30 protein-coding genes are annotated in these 26,594 nt (G+C 37.2%); all 30 read left to right on the forward strand.

Going from position 1 to position 26,594, the window contains the following annotated elements; genetic code table 11:
• The first annotated feature begins 61 nt into the window (after nucleotides 1-61).
• The 30 genes from xerC to AC1DFT_RS03355 all read left to right on the forward strand — a co-directional run bounded on the left by xerC (nucleotide 62) and on the right by AC1DFT_RS03355 (nucleotide 26,593).
• On the forward strand, nucleotides 62-955 hold the full coding sequence (gene xerC / locus AC1DFT_RS03210) for a tyrosine recombinase XerC (RefSeq protein ID WP_477917542.1): 894 nt from the start codon (nucleotides 62-64) through the stop codon (nucleotides 953-955).
• 48 nt (nucleotides 956-1,003) lie between these two features.
• Nucleotides 1,004-1,552 (forward strand): ATP-dependent protease subunit HslV, encoded by a 549-nt coding sequence (hslV, locus tag AC1DFT_RS03215; protein WP_477917544.1) that lies wholly within the window; start codon nucleotides 1,004-1,006, stop codon nucleotides 1,550-1,552.
• Nucleotides 1,549-2,943 carry an ATP-dependent protease ATPase subunit HslU gene (gene hslU / locus AC1DFT_RS03220; RefSeq protein WP_477917546.1) on the forward strand — a complete coding sequence of 465 codons (1,395 nt, stop codon included), beginning with the start codon at nucleotides 1,549-1,551 and terminating at the stop codon, nucleotides 2,941-2,943. Before hslV ends, hslU begins: the two co-directional genes overlap by 4 nt.
• 86 nt (nucleotides 2,944-3,029) lie before the next feature.
• Nucleotides 3,030-3,809 (forward strand): GTP-sensing pleiotropic transcriptional regulator CodY, encoded by a 780-nt coding sequence (codY, locus tag AC1DFT_RS03225; RefSeq protein WP_477917548.1) that lies wholly within the window; start codon nucleotides 3,030-3,032, stop codon nucleotides 3,807-3,809.
• A 1,233-nt stretch (nucleotides 3,810-5,042) separates the two neighbouring features.
• On the forward strand, nucleotides 5,043-5,438 hold the full coding sequence (gene flgB / locus AC1DFT_RS03230; RefSeq protein WP_477917549.1) for a flagellar basal body rod protein FlgB: 396 nt from the start codon (nucleotides 5,043-5,045) through the stop codon (nucleotides 5,436-5,438).
• Nucleotides 5,438-5,899 (forward strand): flagellar basal body rod protein FlgC, encoded by a 462-nt coding sequence (flgC, locus tag AC1DFT_RS03235; protein ID WP_477917551.1) that lies wholly within the window; start codon nucleotides 5,438-5,440, stop codon nucleotides 5,897-5,899. The genes flgB and flgC overlap by 1 nt, the downstream gene beginning before the upstream one ends.
• 23 nt (nucleotides 5,900-5,922) lie before the next feature.
• Nucleotides 5,923-6,228: a flagellar hook-basal body complex protein FliE gene (gene fliE, locus AC1DFT_RS03240; RefSeq protein WP_477917553.1), complete on the forward strand. Its 306-nt coding sequence runs from the start codon at nucleotides 5,923-5,925 to the stop codon at nucleotides 6,226-6,228.
• Nucleotides 6,229-6,285: 57 nt separating this feature from the next.
• A complete protein-coding gene (fliF, locus tag AC1DFT_RS03245; protein ID WP_477917555.1) occupies nucleotides 6,286-7,875 on the forward strand; it encodes a flagellar basal-body MS-ring/collar protein FliF in 1,590 nt (529 codons plus the stop codon).
• A 128-nt stretch (nucleotides 7,876-8,003) separates the two neighbouring features.
• Nucleotides 8,004-9,017 carry a flagellar motor switch protein FliG gene (gene fliG, locus AC1DFT_RS03250; RefSeq protein WP_477917557.1) on the forward strand — a complete coding sequence of 338 codons (1,014 nt, stop codon included), beginning with the start codon at nucleotides 8,004-8,006 and terminating at the stop codon, nucleotides 9,015-9,017.
• Nucleotides 9,001-9,780, forward strand: coding sequence for a flagellar assembly protein FliH (fliH, locus tag AC1DFT_RS03255; RefSeq protein WP_477917559.1), 780 nt, complete (start codon nucleotides 9,001-9,003; stop codon nucleotides 9,778-9,780). Before fliG ends, fliH begins: the two co-directional genes overlap by 17 nt.
• A gap of 5 nt (nucleotides 9,781-9,785) precedes the next feature.
• Complete coding sequence (gene fliI, locus AC1DFT_RS03260) at nucleotides 9,786-11,108, forward strand: flagellar protein export ATPase FliI (protein WP_477917561.1); 1,323 nt, start codon at nucleotides 9,786-9,788, stop codon at nucleotides 11,106-11,108.
• Nucleotide 11,109: 1 nt separating this feature from the next.
• Nucleotides 11,110-11,559 carry a flagellar export protein FliJ gene (fliJ, locus tag AC1DFT_RS03265; protein WP_477917563.1) on the forward strand — a complete coding sequence of 150 codons (450 nt, stop codon included), beginning with the start codon at nucleotides 11,110-11,112 and terminating at the stop codon, nucleotides 11,557-11,559.
• Between the two features lie 8 nt (nucleotides 11,560-11,567).
• Nucleotides 11,568-12,167, forward strand: coding sequence for a MotE family protein (locus AC1DFT_RS03270; protein ID WP_477917565.1), 600 nt, complete (start codon nucleotides 11,568-11,570; stop codon nucleotides 12,165-12,167).
• 33 nt (nucleotides 12,168-12,200) lie between these two features.
• Nucleotides 12,201-13,385, forward strand: a complete 1,185-nt coding sequence (locus AC1DFT_RS03275) for a flagellar hook-length control protein FliK (RefSeq protein ID WP_477917566.1) — start codon at nucleotides 12,201-12,203, stop codon at nucleotides 13,383-13,385.
• A gap of 3 nt (nucleotides 13,386-13,388) precedes the next feature.
• Nucleotides 13,389-14,030 (forward strand): flagellar hook assembly protein FlgD, encoded by a 642-nt coding sequence (flgD, locus tag AC1DFT_RS03280; RefSeq protein WP_477917568.1) that lies wholly within the window; start codon nucleotides 13,389-13,391, stop codon nucleotides 14,028-14,030.
• Between the two features lie 17 nt (nucleotides 14,031-14,047).
• Nucleotides 14,048-14,428: a TIGR02530 family flagellar biosynthesis protein gene (locus AC1DFT_RS03285; RefSeq protein ID WP_477917570.1), complete on the forward strand. Its 381-nt coding sequence runs from the start codon at nucleotides 14,048-14,050 to the stop codon at nucleotides 14,426-14,428.
• Between the two features lie 85 nt (nucleotides 14,429-14,513).
• Nucleotides 14,514-15,803, forward strand: coding sequence for a flagellar hook-basal body complex protein (locus AC1DFT_RS03290; RefSeq protein WP_477917572.1), 1,290 nt, complete (start codon nucleotides 14,514-14,516; stop codon nucleotides 15,801-15,803).
• A 64-nt stretch (nucleotides 15,804-15,867) separates the two neighbouring features.
• Entirely contained in the window at nucleotides 15,868-16,089 is a 222-nt protein-coding gene (locus tag AC1DFT_RS03295; RefSeq protein ID WP_477917574.1) for a flagellar FlbD family protein, read from the forward strand.
• Entirely contained in the window at nucleotides 16,079-16,513 is a 435-nt protein-coding gene (fliL, locus tag AC1DFT_RS03300; protein WP_477917575.1) for a flagellar basal body-associated protein FliL, read from the forward strand. Before AC1DFT_RS03295 ends, fliL begins: the two co-directional genes overlap by 11 nt.
• A gap of 28 nt (nucleotides 16,514-16,541) precedes the next feature.
• Nucleotides 16,542-17,540, forward strand: a complete 999-nt coding sequence (gene fliM / locus AC1DFT_RS03305) for a flagellar motor switch protein FliM (protein ID WP_477917577.1) — start codon at nucleotides 16,542-16,544, stop codon at nucleotides 17,538-17,540.
• Nucleotides 17,533-18,690 carry a flagellar motor switch phosphatase FliY gene (gene fliY / locus AC1DFT_RS03310; protein WP_477917925.1) on the forward strand — a complete coding sequence of 386 codons (1,158 nt, stop codon included), beginning with the start codon at nucleotides 17,533-17,535 and terminating at the stop codon, nucleotides 18,688-18,690. Before fliM ends, fliY begins: the two co-directional genes overlap by 8 nt.
• 20 nt (nucleotides 18,691-18,710) lie before the next feature.
• Nucleotides 18,711-19,073 carry a response regulator gene (locus AC1DFT_RS03315; RefSeq protein WP_477917579.1) on the forward strand — a complete coding sequence of 121 codons (363 nt, stop codon included), beginning with the start codon at nucleotides 18,711-18,713 and terminating at the stop codon, nucleotides 19,071-19,073.
• Entirely contained in the window at nucleotides 19,045-19,764 is a 720-nt protein-coding gene (locus AC1DFT_RS03320; RefSeq protein WP_477917581.1) for a flagellar biosynthetic protein FliO, read from the forward strand. The genes AC1DFT_RS03315 and AC1DFT_RS03320 overlap by 29 nt, the downstream gene beginning before the upstream one ends.
• Nucleotides 19,757-20,422, forward strand: a complete 666-nt coding sequence (gene fliP, locus AC1DFT_RS03325) for a flagellar type III secretion system pore protein FliP (RefSeq protein WP_142608718.1) — start codon at nucleotides 19,757-19,759, stop codon at nucleotides 20,420-20,422. The genes AC1DFT_RS03320 and fliP overlap by 8 nt, the downstream gene beginning before the upstream one ends.
• A 12-nt stretch (nucleotides 20,423-20,434) precedes the next feature.
• Entirely contained in the window at nucleotides 20,435-20,704 is a 270-nt protein-coding gene (gene fliQ / locus AC1DFT_RS03330; protein ID WP_419961638.1) for a flagellar biosynthesis protein FliQ, read from the forward strand.
• A 4-nt stretch (nucleotides 20,705-20,708) separates the two neighbouring features.
• Nucleotides 20,709-21,485: a flagellar biosynthetic protein FliR gene (gene fliR / locus AC1DFT_RS03335; RefSeq protein ID WP_477917584.1), complete on the forward strand. Its 777-nt coding sequence runs from the start codon at nucleotides 20,709-20,711 to the stop codon at nucleotides 21,483-21,485.
• A gap of 1 nt (nucleotide 21,486) precedes the next feature.
• Nucleotides 21,487-22,572: a flagellar biosynthesis protein FlhB gene (gene flhB, locus AC1DFT_RS03340; protein ID WP_477917586.1), complete on the forward strand. Its 1,086-nt coding sequence runs from the start codon at nucleotides 21,487-21,489 to the stop codon at nucleotides 22,570-22,572.
• A gap of 25 nt (nucleotides 22,573-22,597) precedes the next feature.
• Nucleotides 22,598-24,631 carry a flagellar biosynthesis protein FlhA gene (gene flhA / locus AC1DFT_RS03345; protein ID WP_477917588.1) on the forward strand — a complete coding sequence of 678 codons (2,034 nt, stop codon included), beginning with the start codon at nucleotides 22,598-22,600 and terminating at the stop codon, nucleotides 24,629-24,631.
• The gene (gene flhF / locus AC1DFT_RS03350; protein WP_477917590.1) at nucleotides 24,628-25,743 is read left to right on the forward strand and encodes a flagellar biosynthesis protein FlhF; all 1,116 of its coding nucleotides are present in this window, start codon (nucleotides 24,628-24,630) and stop codon (nucleotides 25,741-25,743) included. Before flhA ends, flhF begins: the two co-directional genes overlap by 4 nt.
• Nucleotides 25,727-26,593 carry a MinD/ParA family protein gene (locus AC1DFT_RS03355; RefSeq protein WP_477917592.1) on the forward strand — a complete coding sequence of 289 codons (867 nt, stop codon included), beginning with the start codon at nucleotides 25,727-25,729 and terminating at the stop codon, nucleotides 26,591-26,593. Before flhF ends, AC1DFT_RS03355 begins: the two co-directional genes overlap by 17 nt.
• The last annotated feature ends 1 nt before the right edge of the window (nucleotide 26,594 follow it).

Raw genomic sequence — 26,594 nt, forward strand, 5'->3', positions numbered from 1 at the left:
CCTCTTAAAAGTTGTATACTTTTAGAGGCTTTTACTATGGAAATGTAACGGAGTTGTTTGGATGATTGAATCTGATAAATTACATGCTTTTATAGAATATATTCAATTAGAAAAAAATTACTCAAATTTAACTATTCGTGAATACGAAAAAGATATAATCCAATTTATCCGATTTCTAGAGATAGAAGGAGTAAGTAAACTTAATGATGTAGAGTATGTGCATGCAAGATTGTATGTGACAAATTTGTATGATGAACAACATGCAAGAACGTCTATTTCTCGAAAAATATCATCAATAAGGTCTTTCTATAAATTTTTGCATAGAGAATACAATATTCGAGATGATGCATTCCAATCGCTATACCACCCGAAGAAAGAAACTAAATTGCCACATTTCTTTTATGAGGAGGAGATGGAGAAATTATTCGAAGCGAATAAGGGAACCGATCCGTTATCCATCCGTAATATGGCGATCCTTGAGTTGTTATACGCAACCGGAATACGAGTAAGTGAACTTATATCGATCGAATTACGTCATATAGATAGTAGCTACGGGGTCGTCCGTGTAATGGGAAAAGGTAGAAAAGAGCGATATGTGCCGGTAGGTGATTTTGCGCTTTCTGCAGTAGAAGACTATGTGTTAAATAGTAGACCGAAACTGATGAAGCATACTTCCCATCCTTTTTTATTCGTGAATAATAGGGGAGGGCATTTAACGACATGGGGAGTACGATATATTTTAAATGGAATGATGGAGAAAGCTTCTATGCATACAACCATTTATCCTCATATGCTGCGCCATACATTTGCTACACATTTGTTAAACAATGGAGCAGATTTGAGAAGTGTTCAAGAGTTATTAGGTCACGAACATCTATCCTCAACGCAAGTGTACACCCATGTAACGAAAGAGCATTTACGAAAGACGTATATGAATGCTCACCCACGTGCATAATGTTCAACAATGAAAAGGTGAATTTGATCTATTGGAGGTAATGGCATAATGTCAAGTATTCATGCAACAACGATTTTTGCGGTTAGTCATAACGGAACTCATGCAATGGCAGGGGACGGGCAAGTAACATTGGGCAATCAAGTCGTGATGAAACATACAGCAAAAAAAGTAAGAAGATTATTTAACGGTAAAGTCGTAGCAGGATTTGCCGGTTCCGTAGCAGATGCATTTACCCTATTTGAAATGTTCGAAGGAAAGTTACTGGAGTTTAACGGAAATTTGCAACGTGCAGCAGTTGAGCTTGCCAAACAATGGCGAGGGGACAAAATGTTACGACAGCTAGAAGCAATGCTGTTAGTAATGGATGATAAAAATCTATTACTGGTTTCTGGTACTGGGGAAGTAATTGAACCAGACGACGGAATTTTAGCGATTGGATCTGGTGGGAATTATGCACTTGCTGCTGGAAGAGCATTAAAACAGTACGCTGGAGAAAATATGACTGCAAAAGAAATAGCGGTCGCTTCTTTAACGACTGCAGCGGATATTTGCGTATTTACAAATCATCAAATTATTGTGGAGGTAATAGGTGAATGAAAGAAACAAACTTAACCCCAAAACAAATTACCGAGCATTTAAATAAATATATCGTTGGTCAAGAAACTGCAAAAAAAGCGGTAGCTGTAGCACTTCGAAATCGTTATCGAAGACAATTGCTCGATGAAGAGATGAAAAATGAAGTCATCCCGAAAAATATATTGATGATTGGACCTACTGGTGTAGGGAAAACAGAAATTGCTAGAAGAATCGCGAAACTGACAAAAGCTCCTTTCGTAAAAGTAGAAGCAACTAAATTTACAGAAGTAGGATATGTCGGTAGAGATGTGGAATCGATGGTAAGAGATTTAGTAGAAGCTGCGATTCGAATTGTAAAAGAAGAAAAAATGGAAGAAGTAAAAGATCAAGCTATTCGTTTGGCAAATGATGCGATAGTTAAGCTCTTAGTTCCTTCATTAAAGAAAAAGAATGCCAATCAAAATCCGTTTGAAGCTCTTTTTGGTGGTAAGGGCGACGATGAAAATTCTGATATAGAAGATACAGATATACGTTTAAAACGCTCTCAAATTGCCGAAGATTTAAGAGACGGGAAACTCGAAGAAGAAATTGTAACGGTGGAAGTAACGGAATCGGCACCTTCTATTTTTGACGCGTTGCAAGGCGGCGGAATGGAAAGTATGGGTATGAACATGCAAGACGCGTTTTCTAGTTTAATGCCAAAGAAAAAGAAAAAAAGAAAAATGAAAGTAAAAGATGCACGGAAAGTTTTAGTTCATGAAGAAGCGGGTAAGTTAATGGATAATGATGAAATTTCCCAAATTGCAATTGAAAAAACGGAACAATCTGGCATAATTTTTATCGATGAGATGGATAAGATTGCGAGCAAAAGTGGAAGTCATTCTTCTGCAGATGTTTCAAGAGAGGGTGTTCAACGAGATATTTTACCGATTGTTGAAGGTTCTACTGTAACGACTAAATACGGTGCTGTTAAGACAGATTATATTTTGTTCATCGCTGCCGGAGCGTTTCATATGTCGAAGCCGTCGGATCTCATTCCGGAATTGCAAGGGCGATTCCCGATTCGTGTAGAATTGGAAAAGCTAACGAAAGATGACTTTATTAGAATATTAAAAGAGCCACAACATTCTTTAGTGAAGCAATACGAGGCATTACTTCAAACAGAAGGAGTAACGATTACATTTTCGGATGAATCAATCGAGCGTATTGGGGAAATCGCTTATGAAGTAAACCAAGAGACCGATAATATAGGTGCAAGAAGACTTCATACGATTTTGGAAAAGATTTTAGAGGAGCTTTCTTATGAAGCTTCTGACATTTCACCAGCCCATATTCAAATTACTCCGGCATATATCGATCAAAAACTTGACAATATTGTGAAAAATAAAGATTTATCGCAGTTTATACTGTAGAATGTAATACTGGGTGTTTTCAACAGAACAATTGAAAAGCTTTAGAATATTAAAAAAATTAAAGAACTATAATGGAGGATACAACAATGAACTTATTAGACAAAACAAGAACGATTAACTCGATGCTACAAGCATCTGCTGGTAAACCAGTAAACTTTAAAGAAATGGCAGCAACATTAAGTGAAGTAATCGAATGTAACGCATTCATCGTAAGTAGAAAAGGGAAATTACTTGGATTTGAAGTACATCAACAAATTGAAAATGAGCGTATGATTAAAATGATGGAAGAACGTCAATTCCCGGAAGATTATACAAAGAATTTATTTAATGTAAATGAAACTTCATCCAATTTAGATGTATTCAGTCAACATTCTGTATTCCCAGAAGAAAACCGCGAACTATTTAAAGATGGTTTGACTACAATTGTCCCAATTATTGGTGGCGGTGAGCGTTTAGGAACATTAATCCTAGGTCGTTTAAAACAAGAATTCCATGATGATGATTTAATCCTTGGTGAATATGGTGCAACAGTAGTTGGTATGGAAATCCTACGTGAAAAATCGGAAGAAATCGAAGAGGAAGCACGTAGTAAAGCAGTCGTTCAAATGGCCATTAATTCATTATCATATAGTGAATTAGAAGCAATTGAGCATATTTTCGAAGAACTAGATGGTAACGAAGGTTTACTTGTTGCATCTAAAATTGCAGACCGTGTAGGTATTACTCGTTCTGTAATCGTTAACGCACTACGTAAATTAGAAAGTGCTGGCGTAATCGAATCAAGATCATTAGGAATGAAAGGAACTTATATTAAAGTTCTTAACGATAAATTCCTAGCTGAATTAGCTCAGTTAAAAATGAAATAATAAGCAATAAGACTAACCTCTTCTACTTAATTGTGGTGGAGGTTTTTTTTGTAGGCAAATGAGTAGTAAAGCATGCAATTAAATTATCTACTGTTGCTAAAGTCTCGTAGTTTCGACAAGTAGCCTTTTGTTAGTTGGGCTTAGGCCATTAGTCGCTCGCTTTTTAGAGAAACTGCGACGTAAAAGGCCTATTGGGTGACCGCTAGGATTTTCGCTGCAGTCGTACGCTTTCCACCGGGTAAGCGATGAGCCTTCACCGCCGCTTAGGCGGACGTTGTGAAGTCTCATTTTGCTCACTTATCCGGTAGGAGTCGACGCCTGTAGCGAAAATCAAAAGAAATTGCCCAATTATCCATACCATCCCGTTAAAAAACAAAATTTCAACCAGTTTTTTCATTGGATTCATCCAATAAATGGCTTAGGGCAACCAACCGATCACTGGGAGCAACCAGTTCTACTACGAAAGCAACTAAATCAGCATGAGAGCAACCAAATTACTCGTGAAAGCAACCAATTCTCAAAATGGCTCTTTACTTGATGTGAGACAACTATAATTCCGACCTATTATAGGAATTATATGTCTTAAAACCCGTCGAACACGCCTGGCCGGCATCTACTCGACTACGTGTTCAGCTATCTTATTGTTAATATGGGATTTCAATAATTTAGCAATTTCCATTGATTTTCGCTGCAGGGCGGCGATTCCAGTGGAGGCCAACACGATGTTGGTCACGAAGGCGTTGCCACACGATGTAGCGTTCTTAGCCTTTGTTCCTCTCTGAGCATAATGAGACTTCACAACGTACGCGCAAGCGGCGGTGAAGGCTCATCGTTCACCCCGTGGAAAGCGTCCGCCCTGAAGCGGAAATCACGGTGGTCACCTTACCACGCAGTTTTTCTATAAAGTAAATTACCGACTAACTAATTAGCGAAAAAGTAGCAAATAGACAATGTGGTACACGAATTATATTATTTTGATATTTCTAACATTAAGATTATGTGAAATTTGATGGTTTATGATTGATTTCTATTGGGTATGTATGTAAAAATTAACAATTGAGTAGAAAAGACAATAAAAAGTCGAAAGTTGGCGAAAAAAAGGAAAAAGGACCTATTAAATTAAAGAAAATTGAATAGACACATTGTAACGTTTTCATTACAATTAGATTATTATGATTTTCATAGATTATTACTATATATAAAAGTCGAAAAAAGTAAAATGAGGTGAAATGGTTGGGTATATTTGGTGGTACAATTTCAAATTTGGAAAGAGGATTAGATTTCTCTGCTGCGAAACAAAAAACTATTGCGCAAAATATAGCGAATGTTGACACACCGAATTACAAAGCGAGAAGTGTTAGTTTTAACGAATTTTTGTCAGATGCAAAAACAACTACTATAGCTGCACAACGTACAGAACAGAAACATTTGAATTTTAGCGGGAAAACTAGTGCTTCTGGAGTATTTGACTATCAAAATTTCCGATACAGCAATAATGGAAACGGAGTCGACATGGATAAGGAACAAGCGAATCTTGCGACTAATCAACTTTATTATAATGCACTTGTAGATCGTGTAAGTGGGAAGTTAAATACACTACAAACCGTTATTAAAGGAGGAAGCAGATAATGTCGATTTTTCATGGGATGAACACAACAGCTTCCGCTTTAACAGCTCAACGGCTTCGGATGGATGTCATTTCTTCTAATATGGCGAATGTAGATACTACTCGTGGAAAATTTGTCGATGGTGAGTGGCAGCCTTATAGAAAAAAAACAGTTACATTACAACCATTGGAAGGAAAATTTTCAAATTTCTTAAACGTAGCAATGGGAACTGCCAATAAAGATAGTTTAGGACATGGTGTGAAAGTGTCGAAAATAAACGAAGATACAGAAACGCCATTCAAATTAGTGTATGACCCAACGCATATAGATGCCAATGAGGAAGGGTATGTAGAAATGCCTAATGTTGACCCCTTAAAAGAAATGGTTGACTTAATATCAGCCACACGCTCATATGAAGCGAATGTCACAGTTTTTAATGCAAACAAAGCGATGTTATCAAAAGCATTAGAAATTGGAAAATAAGAAGAAAGAAGGTCTGAACTAATATGGCAATAGAATCTGTTTCATTGTTTAATCCTTCCCAAATAAATCCTGTCTCTACAACTTCCCAAGTGAGTTCCGCAGAAGCACAAGAAAAATTTGGTGATTTTTTGAAAGGCGCGATTGAATCTGTAAATGCAAATCAAAAAGCTTCTGATGTTGCAACAGATAAATTACTTCGTGGGGAAAATATAGAATTGCACGATGTGATGATTGCTTCCCAAAAAGCAAGTATTACATTGAATGCGACTTTAGAAATTCGAAACAAAGTAATTGAAGCGTATCAAGAAATCATGCGAATGCCAGTCTAAACTCTCGGTTATCGCTAAATATCGAGCAAAAATATTCACCATAACCGGAGGATACAAATGAATGAGCGTATAAAAAAAATAACTAATGACATAACTTTGTTTTGGAAAAGCAGAACAAAGACGCAAAAAGGAACAATGATAGGCAGCGTACTAGCGGTTATATTACTAGCTGCTATACTTACCTATTTCTTAACAAAAACAGAATTTGTTCCTCTTTACTCGGATGTTTCTCCTTCTGAAATAGGGCGTATAAAAGAAACTTTAGATGCACAAGGAGTACCAAATGAAATTGCCGCTGGTGGAACATCGATTTCTGTTCCAGCAGAGCAAGTCGATTCATTATTAGTACAATTAGCAGCTGAAGGATTTCCACAGTCTGGAATGATTGACTATAGCTTCTTTTCTCAGAATGCTGGTTTTGGTATGACAGACAACGAATTTAACGTATTAAAATTAGCTTCGATGCAAACGGAACTAGCTAATTTGATTAAAGGTGTAAAAGGGATAAAAGATGCGCAGGTCATGATTACATTACCTGAAGAAAGCGTCTTTCTATCACAAAGCAACGACGCAGCGAGTGCCGCTATTATTTTAAATACAGAACCAGGATATCAGTTTACGGAATCTCAAATCACGTCTTTATACAACTTAGTTTCTAGATCCATTCCGAACTTATCGACAGAAGATATTACGATTCGAAATCAGTATTTAGAGTATTTTGATATGGCACAGGCGACTAACGGTGCAGGGGGTACAAGTGTAACCGATCAAATGACGATTAAAAAGACCATTGAACGGGACCTACAAAGACAAGTACAAACGATGTTAGGTACTTTAATGGGGCAAGACAAAGTAGTTGTTTCGGTTACAACAGATATTGATTTCCAAAAAGAAAATAGGGAAGAAAATTTGGTGCTTCCTGTAGATGAAGAAAACATGGCTGGAATCGAGATTAGTGCGCAACGTATTTCCGAAACATTCACTGGAAATAATCCGGTTGCAGGGGGAACACCGCAAGCAGAAGATGCGACGGATAACTTCACAAATTATGTGGAAGGCTCTACTGCCAACGGTGATTATGAAAGAACCGAAGATATGATCAATAGCGAAGTTAATCGAATTCGAAAAGAAATTGTCGAAAGCCCTTATAAAATTAGAGACATCGGTATCCAAGTAATGGTCGAACCACCAAATCCGGAAGATATTGCTTCTATGCCAACTGGTGTGCAAGGAGACATTGAACAAATTCTTGCAACGATTATTCGAACTTCTATTGATAAAGACGAAGTAACAGAACTAACGGAAGCACAACTTCAAGAAAAAATTGTCGTGTCCGTTCAACCATTTAACGGTAAATCGGTAGCGACTGCAGAAACTACTGCGACTATTCCTTGGTGGGTGTACGTAGTTGGAGGTATTTTACTTGTAGCGATTATTCTCCTCGTCATCTTTATCATTCGATCTAGAAGAAATGAAGAGGAAGAAGAAATTATTCTGGAAGAACAGCGAGAAGAATTGAAAATCGATGATATTAATGATGAAAAAGAAACGGAAGCTACCTTAAGACGAAAACAACTAGAAAAAATGGCAAAAGACAAACCAGAAGATTTCGCGAAATTGTTACGTACTTGGATAGCAGAGGATTAACCTTATTCTGAAGAATAAAGTTAAAGCATCTGGCGGATGTCACAGATTTTGAAAGGAGTTAATTGCGCTAACGCAATTCAAAATCTGGACGCAATTACGCTGTGGGGTAATTGATTAGGAGGACGGCTATGAATAAAAAAGAAAAAGAACTTAGTGGCAAACAAAAAGCCGCGCTCTTGTTAATCTCGCTAGGACCTGAAGTGTCTGCTTCCATTTATAAACATTTAAATGAAGAAGAAATCGAGCGCTTAACTTTAGAAATTTCTGGTGTAAAAAAAGTGGAACCAGAAATTAAAGAAGACATTATTGAAGAATTTCATAATATTGCACTTGCGCAAGATTATATTTCGCAAGGCGGTATCGGATATGCAAAAACAGTACTTGAAAAAGCACTTGGCTCGGAGCATGCACAAGCGATTATTAATCGTTTAACATCATCCTTGCAAGTGCGACCTTTTKACTTTGCAAGAAGAGCAGAGCCGACGCAATTATTTAATTTCATCCAAAATGAGCATCCACAAACAATTGCGCTAATCTTATCTTATTTAGAAGCACAGCAAGCGGGAATTATTCTTTCTTCCTTGCCACAAGAAATGCAGGCGGATATTGCAAAACGGATTGCGACGATGGATTCTACTTCACCTGAAGTTATAAGTGAAATCGAATCGGTGTTAGAACGGAAGCTTTCTTCTACGGTTACCCAAGATTATACGGAAACTGGTGGAGTCGATGCGGTAGTGGAAGTGTTGAACGGAGTCGACCGTACAACCGAAAAAACGATTTTGGACGCATTAGAAATTCAAGATCCAGAACTTGCAGAAGAAATCAAAAAACGCATGTTTGTATTCGAAGATATTGTTACATTGGACAATCGTTCCATTCAACGTGTTATTCGTGATTGTGAAAACGAGGATTTACTTCTATCCATGAAAGTTTCAAGCGAAGAAGTAAAAGATGTTATTTTCCGGAATATGTCTACTCGTATGGCTGAAACGTTTAAAGAGGAAATGGAATTTATGGGGCCGGTTCGATTACGTGACGTGGAAGAAGCGCAGTCTCGAATTGTCACAGTAATTCGTAGATTAGAAGATGCGGGCGAAATTATAATTGCACGTGGTGGAGGAGATGACATTATTGTCTAGGATTTTCCGAAGCGTACAAGTAAGTGAAAACAATGAGAAATTAAAACCGATTGAAATAAGAAATCTATATGTACAAGAAGAAATCGACACAGAGCAACCTCTTTCTTTGGATATCCTCTTAAAAGAACGAGAGAAAATGATGCAGGAAGTAGAGCAAGAAATTACGCAAAAGAAAGCTGCATTAGCTCAAGAAATAGAAGAGGCGAATCAGTCGATTGAAAATGAACGAAATGCATGGGCTGAGCAAAAGTTAGCATTTCAACAACAAGCATACGACGAAGGCTTTACGCAAGGAATGGAGGAAGGGCGTCAAAAAGCCCTCTCCGATATGCAACATTCGATACAAACAGCGAATGAAACGATGCAGATTGCCCATGAAAACGCAGCAAAATATTTACAACAGCAAGAACAAGTAATATTGGAACTTGGACTTCGAGCAGCAGAGCGAATTATAAATACTAAACTAGAAGAAGATGCGCAAAATTATTTGTCCGTCGTGAAGAGAGGACTAAAAGAAGCGAGAGAGATGAAAGAAATTAAGCTATATGTTTCACCAACTTATTTTTCTTTAGTTTCAAGTAATCGTGAAGAACTTGCCTCTTTGTTTCCAGTAGATGTACCTTTTATGATTTTTGTAGATGAGGATTTGGAAGCTAGGGATTGTTTTATCGAAACAAACCATGGAAGAATTGTTGTCAGTATCGATGAGCAACTACAGGAGTTAAGACAAAAACTAGTAGACATGCTAGATAGCTTGGAGTGAATGTGATGAAAGCGGTCGATTTAATTCAACAGATTTCGAATGTACCTACATTTAAAAAATATGGTCGTGTGAGTCGTGTTGTTGGATTAATGATTGAGTCACAAGGTCCTGAAAGTTCTATTGGGGATGTTTGTAAGATTCATATTAACTCTTCTAAAAACGGTCCTTCTGTAATCTTTGCGGAAGTAGTTGGATTCAAAGAAGAAATCGTCATTTTAATGCCTTATACAAATATTCGAGAAATATCAACAGGTTGTTTAGTAGAAGGGACAAAAAGTCCTTTAGAGATAAAAGTAGGACCGGATTTAGTAGGAAAAGTGCTCGATTCTATGGGGAACCCAATTGATGGAACTATACTACCAAAAGGCTTGATGACTGTCGGTACAGAACAAGATCCGCCAAATCCACTTACTCGCCCACCGATTGATGAACGTATCGAAGTAGGAGTAAAAGCAATCGATGGCATGCTAACAATCGGAAAAGGACAAAGGGTTGGTATTTTTGCCGGTTCTGGTGTTGGTAAAAGTACTTTGCTTGGAATGATTGCAAGAAATAYGAACGCGGACTTAAATGTTATTGCACTTATCGGGGAACGTGGAAGAGAAGTGCGTGAATTTATCGAGCGAGATCTAGGGAAAGAAGGATTAGCAAAATCAATTGTTGTGGCTGCCACATCAGATCAACCTGCTTTAATGCGTATAAAAGGAGCCTTTACTGCTACCGCAATTGCTGAGTATTTCCGTGATAAAGGTTTAAATGTCATGCTGATGATGGACTCCGTTACGCGTGTTGCGATGGCGCAGCGAGAAATTGGGCTTGCAGTTGGGGAGCCTCCTGCAACAAGAGGATATACGCCTTCTGTATTTTCGATATTACCGAAACTATTGGAGCGGACTGGTACCAATGAAAATGGCACAATCACCGCATTTTATACTGTATTAGTAGATGGAGACGATATGAACGAACCGATTGCAGATACTGTTCGAGGTATTTTGGACGGACATATCGTGTTAGATCGTTCGCTTGCCAACAAAGGACAGTATCCCGCGATTAATGTATTGAAAAGCATCAGTAGGCTGATGAATCATATTTCAGATGAAGAGCATAAAAAAGCTGCTGAACGATTGCGAGATTTATATTTCACCTATAACAAATCAGAGGATTTGATCAATATCGGTGCATATAAACGAGGTACTTCCAGAGAAATTGATGAAGCTATACAATATGAGCCTTTAATAACATCATTCTTAAAACAAGGCTATTTAGACAAAGTATCGCTTAAGACGACTGTGGATGAAATAGTGAAATTAGCGGGGGCTGGTTCGTAAAATGGTTACCTATCAATATAAATTTGCAAAAGTATTAAACGTCCGAGAGCAGGAAAAGTCAGAAACAGAACTAGCGTTTAAAGAATCGGTGAACATGTTTGAAAAAGTTGCGACTGAATTATATGAACTATTAAAAAAACAAGAAGATACAATAGATGCGCAAAATAATCGCTTAACATCAGGATTGTCGATCGACCAAGTGCATCATTATTCGAATTTTATCGAAGGATTACAAAAAAGAATTGATGTTGTGCAAAAAGAAGTCATCCAAGCGCGTTCCAAAATGAATTGGTTTGAACAAAAACTAGTGGAAAAATCACTGGAAGTACGAAAGTTCGAAAAGATGAAGGAAAAGGACTTCGAACAATTCAAGGAAGAACAAAATCGACTAGAAGCGATACAGTTAGATGAAATATCTTCTTTAAAGTTTCAAAACAAAGAGATTAGGTGAGTAAAAGCATGGCTAAGCCGAACAAATCGAATAAAAGCATTCCACAAGAGAAAAATAGTGCAAAAGGTATAAGCAAAATGAAAATGTTTTTGTATTGGTTTATCATTCCTTTGTTATTTGCTTTAGCTCTCCTACTAATTATTGCTCAAATATTGAATGTGAATGTTTTTGAAAAAGCAAAAGATTTAACGGGTGTCGGACAATCAGAAGTAGTAACAGATGACATAGAAACAGACCGTCTAGAAGAACGGGTTGTTTCACTTCAAGCAGAAATTCAACAAAAAGAAGCAGAAATTGGTCAATTACAAGTAGAAATTGAAAACTCTGCGAAATCAAATGAAGCACTTTTAGTGGAACAAGAGCGTCTACTCGATGAAATAGAAACACTGCAAAGAGAACAAGCAAGCTCAAAACTAGCATATAGCGAAATTGTTTCAACGTTCGAGAAAATGTCTGCTAAAGCGGCAGCACCTGTCATTACGAAAATGAGTGACGCAGAAGCTTTGCGTATATTAACTAGTTTAAAACCAGATACAGTGGCGAAAATCTATGAGAAAATGACGCCGGAAGATGCAGCAAAATATACAGAGCTTATGACAGAGCAATAATATTTTTTTAAGTGAAAGGAGGTGACAAAGTCCTTGAATCTCGCAGCAATCGTAAATATGGGAAATAATCTAGCTGTTCCAACGAAAGGGCAGCAATTATCTCCTCAAGGCAATCAAATTTTCGGCAATACTTTTGGTCAAATATTATCTAACCAACAAATACAACCAACAGTTGATGCTATCCCAAATATGCCTGAACAGGATGTAATCCAAGATTTACTATCCATTCTTAACGCAACATCACTAGAAGAATTAGAATCACTCATCGGTTCGGAAGGGTTAGAAGTTAACCCCAAACAATTAAAAGAATTATTAAATAAACTGCTGGAAGAAGATACAGGCAAAACAATGGACATAGAAGAATCGAATGTGTGGGACATGCTAGCGGGTATCCAACAGCAAGCAAATAAGCTAACAGATGCGATAACACTTGCGCTTAATAGCCAAGGAACTGCTTCACCAGTTGAAGCAAAGCAAGCAGTGCAATTACTAAAAATAGCACAACTAATTGGCGATAAATCGGATCTAACGTTAAAACAAGAATCAACCCATTTTGATTTGAAACAGCTACTCGAAAATGTCAAAGAAAATACAACGAATCTTGTCCTTAAAGAAACACAAAAACCGGACATAATGCAAGGATTAAAGCCAGTTATTCAGCAAGTGATTGTTCGACAAGTTCCAACTGAAACAATTGTGGAAACGAAAGAAGTAACGACAAATATCCAATCGTCCACTTCTCCTATTGTTCAAACAAAAGTAGAAACAGTATCGATGACATTGCCGTCAGAAAAACCGGCGCAATCAGAAGAATTTATGAAAGAACTACAAAAAGTGATGAATCGTGTACAGTTCGGCCAAACAAATGGAGCGAACAGATTAGTTATTAAATTGTATCCGGAGCAACTAGGAACAATTCGTATCGAATTAGTCCAAAAAGACGGGATCTTAACTGCGAAAATGTTAGCATCCACTGCACTTGGAAAAGAAATGTTAGATTCAAATTCAAACCATTTAAGACAAAGCTTAGTTAACCAAAATATTCAATTAGATAAGCTTGAAATAACGCAAGCTCTGCAAGATGCAAATAGACAAGAAAGAAACCAGTCTTTCCAAGAGTCATTTAAACAACAGCAACAAGAGCAAAAAGAACAACCGAATGAAACATCGGAAGAACAATCTTCATTCGAAGAATTTTTAAAGGAAATGGAGGTTTAAAAAATGGCAGACATGAATCCAATTACAAGTAATATGTATTTGGCTAATCAAAAAAAAGTAGAAAAGCAAACTGGAAATAGTACACTTGGAAAAGATGCGTTTCTAAAAATATTAATGGCGCAACTACAAAACCAAGATCCAACCAAACCAATGGATGATTCACAATTTATAGCACAAATGGCACAGTTCTCTTCTTTAGAACAAATGACCAATTTAACAAAAGCATTTGAGGATTTTGCCCAAGTTCAAGAACAATCGCAAATGATTGAATACAGTAACTTTGTGGGTAAAGAAGTGAAATGGCATGAGTTAACGGAAAAATTAGATGAAGCTGGCAAACCTATTACAAATGAAGGTACTGGTCAAATTAGTGCCATTAAATTCGTAAATGGCAGTGTAGAATTTACACTTGCGGATGGAAAAGTCATTTCACCAGGCAATATTTCAGAAGTATTAACTAGTGGGACAAACGCAAATAGTTTAGTAGAAGCAAGTATGATGATTGGTAAAACAGTAAGTTACATGAACGGTGAAACTGAAGGAACGGGACAAGTTATGTCTGTAACGAAAAAAGATGGCTCAATTGTTTATAACTTAAGTGATAATACAACAATTACAGCTAATCAGATAAACTCGATTAGTTAATAGAACGGGGATACGCAATGGATAAGATTAAGATTAATCGTGTTCCAATGCAACCAGTAATCCGTCCATCCTATACGACAAAACAAGTCACCACACCAAAACAATCCTTTTTGCAGCATTTACATGATGCAACCGTAAAAACAGAGTTAAAAGTTAGTAAACATGCTAATCAACGGTTAATCGATAGAAATATCGTCATTACAGAAGCGGAGTGGCAACTGATTAATGATAAAGTAGCAGAAGCTCGTTCAAAAGGTGTAAAAGACTCTTTAGTATTGATGGATCAAGCAGCATTAATCGTCAGCGCAAAAAATGCGACAGTGATTACTGCAATGGACCGCACGGAAGCAAACAATCAATTATTTACTAATATCGATGGCACGATTGTGCTGAACTAAAAATTTATAGCAGGACCTTGTAAAGGATGCTATGTGCAGCGGACTGAATGAAGCTAGCACGCAAATAGAAGGGAGAAAAATTTAAATGATTCGCTCAATGTACTCAGGAATTTCAGGCTTAAAAAACTTTCAAACAAAATTAGACGTGATTGGGAATAACATCTCCAATGTAAATACTTACGGCTTTAAAAAAGGACGTACGATATTTAAGGATCTAATATCACAAACAACAGCAGGAGCTTCAGCTGCGACAGGAACACGTGGGGGAGTTAATGCTAAACAAGTAGGTTTAGGTTCACAATTAGCTTCAATAGATACAATTCATGCAGGTGGGGCATTACAATCAACTGGTAATACATTAGATCTTGCAATTTCAGGGGACGGATTTTTTCAAGTAGCTGATTCTACCAATGCTAATCGTGAGGGGTTTGTTAATCCGTTGTATACACGCGCTGGGAACTTTTATATGGACAATGAAGGGTATTTAGTGAATGGTGATGGTAAATTTTTAGTTGGTGGAGTTACTAAAGTAGATCCTACAGCCCTTACAGACGCACTAGCTTCAGCGGTAACAGCGGCAGAAACCGCTAATGATAGAGCAGATGAAGCTAAGATTGCAGCAGATGCTTTAACTGCAACACTTGATCCTCTAAAAGCCGAGGTAAAAACTGCAAATGATGAATTAGCGGCTGCTAAAGCTCTTAGTCCTGCTGACCCAGCAGCAGTAACACAAGCAGAAGCGGGTTTAAAACTAGCAGAAGATAACTTAAAGAATGCCATGGATCCTAAGCATGCTGACGGTGCAGATGCTAAAGCTGCTCTTGATGCAGATACTGCAGCAGCAACGGCGGCAGAAGAATTGGCAAAGGCTAATGCGACAGTAACCAACTTATCTTATCCGGATGCTTCTACCGTAGAGAGAAATTGGGAAGCTACTGGTAATCTTAATACAGGGGGAAGCTATTTGCCTGATATGGCTATTACTGTTGGTGGTGAATATAGACCAATTAAAATACCAACAGATGCCCAAAGTATGAACATTGGCCAAGATGGTACTGTAACATTTGTTGACAAAGAAGGAACATTGCGTTGGGCAGGTCAACTTGTTCTTGCTAAATTTCCAAATCCAGGTGGCATGGAAAAGGTTGGTTCAAACTATTTTAAAGATACATCAAACTCTGGTACACCAATTCTTCAAACTGCAACTGAATCCGGTATGGGCTCCATCAACTCAGGCTTCCTAGAAATGTCTAACGTTGACCTTTCTGAAGAATTCACAGATATGATCGTTGCGCAACGTGGGTTCCAAGCGAACACTCGTATTATTACAACTTCTGACTCCATTTTAGAAGAGCTTATCAACTTAAAACGTTAATCTATTAAACTACTAAATTTGTAAGGGAGGGGTGGGCCGCTCCTTTGTGGCCCGGCCCTTTTATATGATTAAATTAACACGATTAAACGGCAAAGAGTTTTCGTTGAATGCTCTGTACATAGAGACGGTGGAATCTTTTCCGGATACAACGATCACACTTACAAACGGTCATAAATATGTAGCGTTGGAATCCAGGGAAGAAGTACACGCTCAAATTTCTCGATTTTATCAAGAGATACATATATTAGCGAACCCCCATATTAGAGGTGAAGAACATGAAGAGTAAAAATAATAAACTACTAACCATCATGCTAATAATTTTAGTTTCCATCACTTTAGTAGGTGTTATCGCTTTACTTATTATTTTCCAATTAAACAAAGGTGATGAAGAAACTGGTCCGAACATTGACGAAATCGTTGAGTCTTCGGTGGATATACCAGAAATTACAACTAATCTTGCTGCAAACAAATTCATTCGCATCTCGTTAAAAGTGCAAATGGACAAACCGGAAGCTGCTGAGGAACTAACAAAACGAGATTTCCAAGTAAATAACATTGTCATTACAGAGCTTTCTGAAATGACCCCAGAAGATTTAGAAGGTAAGCAAGGAAAAGCAAATTTTCAATCATCCCTAAAAACGAAAATTAATGAGTTAATGGATGCAGGAGAAGTGCAGCAAGTTTATATTACTTCTTATATAATCCAGTAAAGATATACTTTGAATGGAGGTGGGCAGATTGGCAGGAGATATATTATCTCAATCGGAAATAGATGCGTTGTTAAGTGCGCTTTCCACAGGCGAAATGACAGCAGACGAGATGAAAAGTGAGCAAGAAGCTAGAAAAGTTAGAGTGTATGACTTTAAGCGTGCACTTCGATTCTCCAAAGACCAAATTCGTAGTTTAACACGAATTCATGAAAATTTTGCTCGCTTATTAACAACCTTTTTTTCTGCCCAATTAAGATCGTACGTGCAAATTTCAGTCGTATCCGTGGATCAAATTCCCTTTGAAGAGTTTATTCGATCGGTACCACATATGACGCTGATTAATGTGTTTGAAGTTCCTCCTTTAGAAGGAAATATTCTCATGGAGATTAATCCGAATATCGCCTACACGATGTTAGATTTACTAATGGGTGGACGAGGAGAAACACATACAAAAACAGATAATCTTACCGAGATTGAAACAAAAATTATGACCAACTTATTTGAACGTTCTTTTGATAATTTGAGAGAAGCTTGGGCTAATATTGCAGATATCGATCCGATACTTACGGAGCTTGAAGTGAATCCGCAATTCTTACAAATGATTTCTCCTAACGAAACAGTAGTTGTTATATCTTTTAACACAATTATTGGGGAAACAAGCGGGATGATAAATATTTGTATCCCACATGTCGTTTTAGAACCAATTGTGCCAAACTTATCGGTCCGATATTGGATGCAAACAAATAAAAAAGAAGTTTCACCTGAGCAGTTAAAAGTACTGGAAAAACGAGTAAAATCAGCTGAAATACCAATAGTAGCGGAAATAGGCTCCACGGATATTTCCATCGAAGACTTGTTGTTTTTACAATTAGGTGATGTAATCCAGCTGAATACGAAAATAGACGATCCGTTAACGGTTAAAGTTGGGAATATTCCTAAATTTAAAGCGCAACCCGGAAAACTAAAAAAACGAATGGCTGTACAAGTCATAGAAACTTTGAAAGGAGGAGAGGATGATGATGAGTGATGATATGCTCTCCCAAGAAGAAATTGAGGCCCTCCTAAGAGGAACGACATTAGAAGAGGAAAAAAGTGATCAAGACAATGAAGTGATTAATGTAGAAGATTATTTGGATGACTTTGCACAAGATACACTAGGGGAGATAGGAAATATTTCCTTCGGTAGTTCAGCGACGGCATTGTCTGCTCTATTAGGTCAGAAAGTAGAAATAACGACTCCCAATATAAGCATGATTAATCGTTCGAAACTTAAAGAGGAATTTCCACAACCATATGTAGCGGTCCAAGTGCATTACACTGCGGGACTCACTGGCATGAATCTTTTGGTCATTAAACAATCAGATGCAGCTATAATTGCTGATCTAATGCTTGGTGGAGATGGAATTGATCCAAAGCCAGAACTTAGTGAGATTCAACTGAGTGCCGTGCAAGAAGCGATGAACCAAATGATGGGTTCTGCGGCGACTTCCATGTCCACTGTATTTAATAAAAAAGTAGATATTTCACCACCTTCTATTGATTTGATGGATTTATTAGCAGATGAAGGTACGGATGCCATTCCAAGTGATGAAATGTTAATAAAAGTTTCATTCCGTTTAAAGATTGGGGAACTAATCGATTCGAATATTATGCAATTACTGCCGCTACAATTCGGCTTAAATTTAGTGAAATCGCTGATGGGAGAAGACGAGCAAGAAGCGGCTGCAACGGTTATGGAAGAACGAGTGGACACTACTCCGACACAAACACAAGTAGCGCAAGCGCCGCAAGTGCAAGAACCAATTCAACAACAAGCACCAATGCAATTTAGTCAACCACGGCAAGTACAGCCACAAGTAGAAGTGCAACAAGCACAATTTGCTAGTTTTGAAGCGCCTAGTCTATCACAAAATGAATCTAGAAATTTAAATTTACTACTTGATATACCACTACAAGTAACAGTAGAATTAGGACGTACTAAACGAACGGTGAAAGATATATTAGAACTGACAAGTGGTTCTATTATTGAACTGGATAAATTAGCTGGGGAACCAGTTGATATTTTAGTAAATAATAGACATATTGCTAAAGGGGAAGTCGTAGTAATTGATGAAAACTTCGGTGTTCGAATTACCGATATTCTAAGCCAAGCAGATCGTATTAACAATTTAAAATAAGTACTGGGGGAGACATAAAGATGTCAAAAAGAATTTTAATAGTGGACGATGCAGCATTCATGCGCATGATGATTAAAGATATTTTATCTAAAAACGGGTTTGAAGTAGTAGGAGAAGCTGCGGACGGAGTACAGGCTATTGAGAAATATGCTGAACTGAAACCAGATTTAGTAACAATGGATATTACAATGCCTGAGATGGATGGAATTGCTGCATTAAAAGAAATTAAAACAAAAGATCCAAACGCGGTTATTATAATGTGTTCAGCTATGGGGCAACAAGCAATGGTTATTGACGCTATTCAAGCTGGAGCAAAAGATTTTATCGTGAAACCATTCCAAGCGGACAGAGTAATTGAAGCAATTTCCAAAGCAATCGGGTAATACAATGATGAGGAAGTTCACCCTCGTCTTTTGTATCATCACTACATTATTTTTACTATTCGATCAAAAGGTATATGCGGCTATAGATTCGAATGAAAGTATAGAAGAATTTTATAACAAATCAAAGACGGATAGTTCAGAAGAAGAGCCTGCTCCTACTGCGGAAGAAGAACAAAAGGAAGATATTGTTAAGGATCCAGTATCTGTAACTGGTTGGGATTATGTCAAAATGATTTTTGCTTTACTATTCGTAGTGTTATTACTTTATGGTCTTTTACGATTTGTTAATAGTAGAAATAAAACGTTCCAACAAAACAGCCTCATCCAAAACTTAGGTGGAGTTGGCGTTAGTCAAGGTAAATCCGTTCAGTTATTACAAGTTGGCAATTCTCTCTTTTTAGTAGGTATTGGGGAAGATATTACGCTATTAAAAGAAATAGAGGATCCAGATGAAAAAGAGAAACTTACGAAAATATATGAAGAAAAACAAGATATCGTCGGAAAAACAGTTCCATACATAACAGAACTAGTCCAGCGTTTAAAAGAAAGTACTTCTTCTCGACCGAAAAATAATGAAAAAAAAGATCCTTCATTTAACGAAACGTTCCAAAAAAAGTTACGAGAAGTTAAAAAAGACCGTAGTGATGTATTAGAGGATTGGAAGACAAAGGAGCGCGAAAAAAATGAATGATTTTGTCCAGTTCTTTTCGGACAGTGATCCATCTAATGTCTCTACTTCGATCAAGTTAATGCTATTGCTTACGGTCTTATCTTTGGCACCAAGCATTTTAATCTTAATGACAAGTTTTGCTCGAATCGTTATTATTCTTTCCTTTGTAAGGACGGCACTTGCAACACAGCAAATGCCTCCCAACCAGGTCATTGTTGGATTGGCCTTATTTTTGACTTTCTTCATCATGGCGCCTACCTTTCAGCAAGTGAATGAAGATGCCTTAACGCCACTGTTCAATGAAGAGATAACATTAGAACAAGCGTATGAAAATGCGAGTGGTCCCTTTAAAGAGTTTATGAGCAAACATACGAGGCAAAAAGATTTAGAGTTATTTTTACGTTATACAGAAGCAGAACGACCAGAAACGATTGAAGATATTCCTTTAACGGTGATGGTTCCTGCATTTGCCTTAAGTGAAATTAAAACGGCTTTTCAAATAGGGTTTATGATTTTTATCCCTTTTTTAGTAATTGATATGATCGTTGCCAGTGTATTAATGTCAATGGGTATGATGATGTTACCACCTGTTATGATTTCATTGCCATTTAAAATATTATTGTTTGTATTAGTGGATGGATGGTATTTAGTCATGAAATCCATTTTACAAAGTTTTTAGGAGCTGATTGTCATGAATAATGAAATGGTAATTTCGATTGCGGAAAGAGCAATTTGGGTCATTCTTCTTGCATCAGGTCCTCTTCTTTTGGTCGCATTAATCACTGGTCTTGCGGTCAGTATTTTTCAGGCAACGACACAAATTCAAGAACAAACGCTTGCATTTGTTCCGAAAATTATTGCTGTTTTAGTTGCCATTGTTTTCTTCGGACCTTGGATGTTATCGCAAGTGACATCCTATGCTGCGGATATATTTGAAAATTTAATAAGATACATTGGTTGAGCATATGGAAGAGATCATCCCGAGCTTAACTGTATTCTTATTAATCGTGGCAAGAGTTTCCGCTTTCTTCGTCATTTTGCCTCTTTTTTCGCATCGTACGGTACCAGCATCGCATCGAATTGCTTTTGCGGTCATTCTTTCATGGATGATGTATTATACGATGGATGTGGAACCATTTGAAGTGAATGGGGATTATTTATTATTAATAATAAAAGAAGTAATGGTTGGATTGTTTATTGGATTACTTGCGTATATCATTATGTCCGCCGTGCAAATTGCTGGTGGGTTTATCGATTTTCAGATGGGCTTTGCTATTGCAAACGTTATAGATCCGCAAACTGGCGCACAAAGTCCTTTAATTGGTCAATTTTTAAATACGTTAGCACTTCTTTTGCTGCTTGCTTTAAATGGTCATCATTTACTGTTAGATGGTGTTTTTTATAGCTATCAATTTATCCCGATGGAGCTCGCATGGCCTGCATTTGGTCAAGAAAATTTTGTGGAGTTTATCATGAAAACCTTTGCGGGGATATTTGCGGTAGCCTTTCAAATGTCTATCCCAATCGTGGCGACACTTTTTTTAGTAGATATTGCACTAGGTATTACGGCAAGAACCGTTCCCCAGTTGAATATATTCGTAGTCGGGTTTCCGATTAAAATAGGAGTTAGTTTTATAGTACTCCTTGTGATGATAGGTGTTTTAATGGCCGTTGTTAAGGAAATGTTTGAAATGATGGTTGTCAGCATGCGTGACTTAATGATTATTTTAGGAGGTGGCTAATATGTTCGAACTCCGATTAGACTTACAGTTTTTTGCTGGAGAAAAAACAGAAAAAGCAACCCCTAAAAAGAGGCAAGATTCGCGTAAAAAAGGACAAGTATTAAAAAGCCAAGATGTAACGAGTGCCATTGTGTTACTTTCTGTGTTTTTATTTTTATTTTTCTTTGCCAGTTTTTTGCGAACAGAAATCTTTTCTTTTTTTGAAGTGACATTTACCAAATATATGTTAATGGAAACGTTGACGATTGATACGTCGATCGAAATATATAAAGATTTATTAATGGAAATGGCTGTTATATTACTACCGATTATGGCTGTAGCTGTTGTAGCGTCGATTGCTGCAAACTTTTTTCAGTTTGGTTTGCTTTTTACAACGGAGCCACTTAAGTTTGACCTAAAAAAGATAGACCCGATTAAAGGATTGAAACGTATTTTTTCGCTTAAAGCTATTATAGAGTTATTGAAATCGATATTGAAAATCTCTTTTATCGGATCTGTCACTACCCTTATTTTATGGATGAATCTAGAACAAGTATTATCCTTGTCCTTTAAAACAGCTTGGGATACATTATCGACTGTTGGATGGCTAACGGGGATGATGGGGATAGCGGCATCTTTTGTGTTGTTATTTATATCGATATTAGATTTCTTTTATCAGCGATTTGACTATGAAAAAAACTTAAAAATGTCGAAGCAGGACATTAAAGATGAACATAAAAATTCAGATGGAGATCCTATTATAAAATCACGTATTAGACAAAGGCAAAGGGAAATGGCTATGCGTCGCATGATGCAAGAAGTTCCAACAGCAGACGTAGTTATCACAAACCCTACTCATTTTGCCATTGCCTTAAAGTATGATGATGAATCGATGGATGCACCAGTAGTTGTGGCTAAAGGCGCCGATTTTGTTGCCCAAAAGATTAAGTTAATTGCCAAAGAAAATGATGTGGTAATGGTTGAAAACAGGCCGCTAGCACGAGCGATGTTCGACCAAGTGGAAATCGGACAACGTATTCCGGATGAATTTTTTAAAGCAGTAGCGGAAGTGCTAGCCTATGTATATCGAATTAAACAAAAAATTTAAAGACAAAGATTGAGGTGGAAGTATTATGCAAATCCGCGATATATCCGTTTTAGCAGCTGTCATTTCGATTGTGGCGATGCTAGTAATACCTCTTCCTCATTGGTTAATAAGTTTTCTGATAATAATTAATATTACGATCGCTTTATTAATATTAATGACTGCTATGAATATGCAAGAGGCTTTACAGTTTTCTGTTTTCCCTACTATAGTTTTACTAATAACTTTATTTAGGCTTGCCTTGAATGTCTCGACTACAAGAGCAATTTTAGCGGAAGGTGACGCTGGTAAAGTAGTTGAAACTTTCGGTACGTTCGTAACAGGTGGGAATATGATAGTTGGTCTAGTTGTATTTGCTATTTTAGTAGTTATCAACTTTATCGTCATAACGAAAGGGGCAGAACGTGTGGCAGAAGTTGCCGCTCGTTTTACCTTGGACGCTATGCCTGGTAAACAAATGAGTATTGATGCAGATTTAAATGCGGGGATGATTTCTGAAAAAGAGGCAAGAGAAAGACGAGAAAAAGTTAGTGGAGAAGCGGACTTTTACGGGGCAATGGATGGTGCTACCAAATTCGTAAAAGGGGATGCTATAGCAGGTATTATTATTGTTATTATTAACCTGGTGTTTGGGATTATTATTGGAGTTGTTCAGCTAGGTCTTCCTTTCAATGAAGCGGCAGTTCTGTTTTCTACTTTAACTGTTGGGGATGGTCTTGTTTCTCAAATTCCGGCCTTATTAATTTCTACCGCAACCGGTATCGTTGTTACAAGAGCAGCATCTAAAGGAAATCTTGGTGGAGACATTACGGGTCAGTTACTTAATCAGCCAAAACTTTTATATGTTGCAGCGGCTACTATCGCGCTTCTTGGTATTATTACGCCTATTGGAATCATACTCACATTCCCCATTTCGATTGCACTTGCAATTGGGGCTTATATGATAAGTAAATCTAGTAAAGAAGATCCGGATGAATTAGAAGAATATGAAGAGGAAGTTGCAACGGATACGATGAAAAGTCCTGAAAATGTCATTAATCTATTAAATGTGGATCCGATTGAATTTGAATTCGGTTATGGACTGATCCCGTTAGTAGATACTGCACAGGGCGGCGATTTACTCGACCGAGTAGTGATGATTCGTAGACAATTGGCACTGGAACTTGGGGTTGTCATCCCAGTTGTTCGTATTCGAGATAATATTCAACTTCAACCGAATGAATATCGCATTAAAATTAAAGGAAGCGAAATGGCTAGGGGAGAACTATTACTAGACCACTATTTAGCCATGAGCCCTGGAGACGATGATTCGATTGAAGGAATAGATACAATCGAACCTTCCTTTGGATTACCTGCAAAATGGATTACGGAATCTGTAAAAGAAGAAGCCGAAATACTTGGTTATACGGTTGTCGATCCGCCGAGTGTTGTATCTACCCATATGACGGAAATTATTCGAAATAATGCGCATGAATTACTAGGACGTCAAGAAACGAAACAGTTAATCGACCATATTCGTGAAACATATCCGATTCTTGTGGATGAGCTAACACCTACACCTTTAACGGTAGGGGAAATTCAAAAAGTATTAGTAAACTTACTGAGAGAGCATGTGTCCATTCGTAATTTGCCAATAATTTTTGAGACACTTGCTGATTATTCCAAAATGACGTCGGACGTCGATGTACTAACCGAGTATGCCAGACAATCATTAGCAAAACAAATAACAACGCAATATGCAGGAAATAGTCATGTGTTAAAAGTGTTAACTGTTTCTGGTAGAGTTGAAAAAATGATAGCAGATAGTATTCAACAAACAGAACACGGCAATTACTTATCAATAGATCCAAACGACTCCCAAGCCATTTTAGAATCGATGGCAAAGGAAATCGAAAGAGCATCGTTAATGGAGCAATCGCCAATTATTTTATGTTCTCCTGCAGTACGCATGTATTTACGTCAAATGACAGAACGGTATTTCCCTCAAATTCCGATTCTTTCTTACAATGAACTAGAATCATCTATTGAAGTACAAAGTGTTGGGGTGGTGAATATAGAATGAAAATGAAAAAATATACGGCTAATACTATGCCTGAAGCAATGAAACTAATTCGTAAAGAATTAGGAGAAGAAGCAGTCATTTTAAATTCTAAAGTAGTTTATTCGAAAGGCTTTTTAGGGTTGTTTAAAAAGAAATCGATTGAAGTATTAGCAGGAATGGATTCGATCGAAAGTCCAGCACCTGTGGTAGAAAAAACAAATCATCAACAAGTACAAGAAGATTCTAGTTCAGCTGAGATAAAAAAAGAATTAGAAGACTTAAAACAAATGGTTAAGTTGATTGGACGTCCACAAACAAATAGGAGTTATCCGGCTGAAATGGAAGCTCTAATTCACCATTTGAAGGAGCAAGAACTAGCAGAAGAGCTTATCACATCGATCAGTGATGAGCTTTTCGTGCATATGAAAAAAAACGAAGACGATACAGCTATCGAAGTGCAGAAAAAAATAGCAAGTGATTACTTAATGTCCGAGCTAGATGCATACCCATTTGGCGGTATTTCGTATACGAAGAAATATATTAACGTACTAGGGCCAACTGGAGTAGGAAAAACAACGACCATTGCGAAAATGGCTGCACGAGCCGTATTAGAAAAAAAGAAAAAAGTTGGATTTATAACGACGGATACATACCGAATTGCAGCGATAGAGCAACTAAAAACGTATGCAGGATTATTACAAGCGCCAATTGAAATTGTTTATAACGAACAAGATTTACAACAAGCAATGCATAAGTTTGAAGCATTAGATGTAGTATTTATCGATACTGCGGGACGAAATTACAAAGAAGTGAAATTTGTCGAAGACTTGCAAAAACTAATCGACTTAAAAGAAAATACAGAAACATTTCTTGTATTATCATCTACATCAAAACAGCGAGATATGGAAGTAATTATAGAACAATTCAAGGACTTTCCGATTGAAAAATTTATCTTTACAAAAGTAGATGAAACAAATTCTATTGGCTCTATTGTTAATTTAATGGTTAAATATAAAAAGGGACTTGCTTACTATACAGATGGTCAAGAAGTCCCGGAGGATATTGTGGAAGCTAGTCTGGATGGATTACTCAATTTGTTTTTAAAGGGGATTCGTTATGAGAGATCAAGCTGAACAGTTACGAATGCAAATGTTGCGAAGTAGGCAAAAGCTAGGTCGATCGATAGCCGTTGTTAGTGGAAAAGGTGGCGTAGGGAAAAGTAATTTTTCGATGAATTTTACGACCACTTTAAGTGCATTAGGGAAAAAAGTAGTACTAATCGACATGGACATCGGTATGGGGAATATTCATATATTGCTTGGAAAAGCAGTTCCGACTAATTTGAGAGATTATTTGGTAGGGGAAAAAACAATCGAAGAGGTCATGTTCGAAGGACCAAATAATTTACAATATATTTCGGGAGGTTCTGGACTTTCGGGTGTAATGGAATGGAACGACAAAATGTTCGACCGTCTTATCGAAGCATTTGAATATTTACAAAGAAACTATGATTATATTGTTTTTGATATGGGTGCCGGTGCAACAACCCAGACTTTGGACTTACTAGTTTCTGTGGACGATATTATTGTTATTACAACTGCAGAGCCTACTTCTATAACAGATGCCTATTCGATGATGAAATTCATTTATTTTAAAGATCCAGAAAAGAACTTTTTTGTCCTTTGCAATCGAGCGTTTTCGGAAGAAGAAGGGGTGGACACGACGTCTAGATTAAAACTGGCCATGTCTAAATTTTTATCCAAAGAAATTGTTGTACTTGGTTCCTTGCCTGAAGATCCAGTCGTACGTGCGTCAGTGAAAGCACAAGTTCCTTTCTCTATTTTACATCCCAATGCTGCAATTACAAAAAAACTGAAACTAATTGTGCATAACTTTGCTAATTTTGAAGTAGAAGAAACTAATGTTCCAAACCAAAGTACATTTATAACTCGATTGAAAAATCTATTTTCTAGGAGGTCATAAG

The sequence above is a fragment of the Psychrobacillus sp. 05T411 genome (assembly GCF_056396485.1).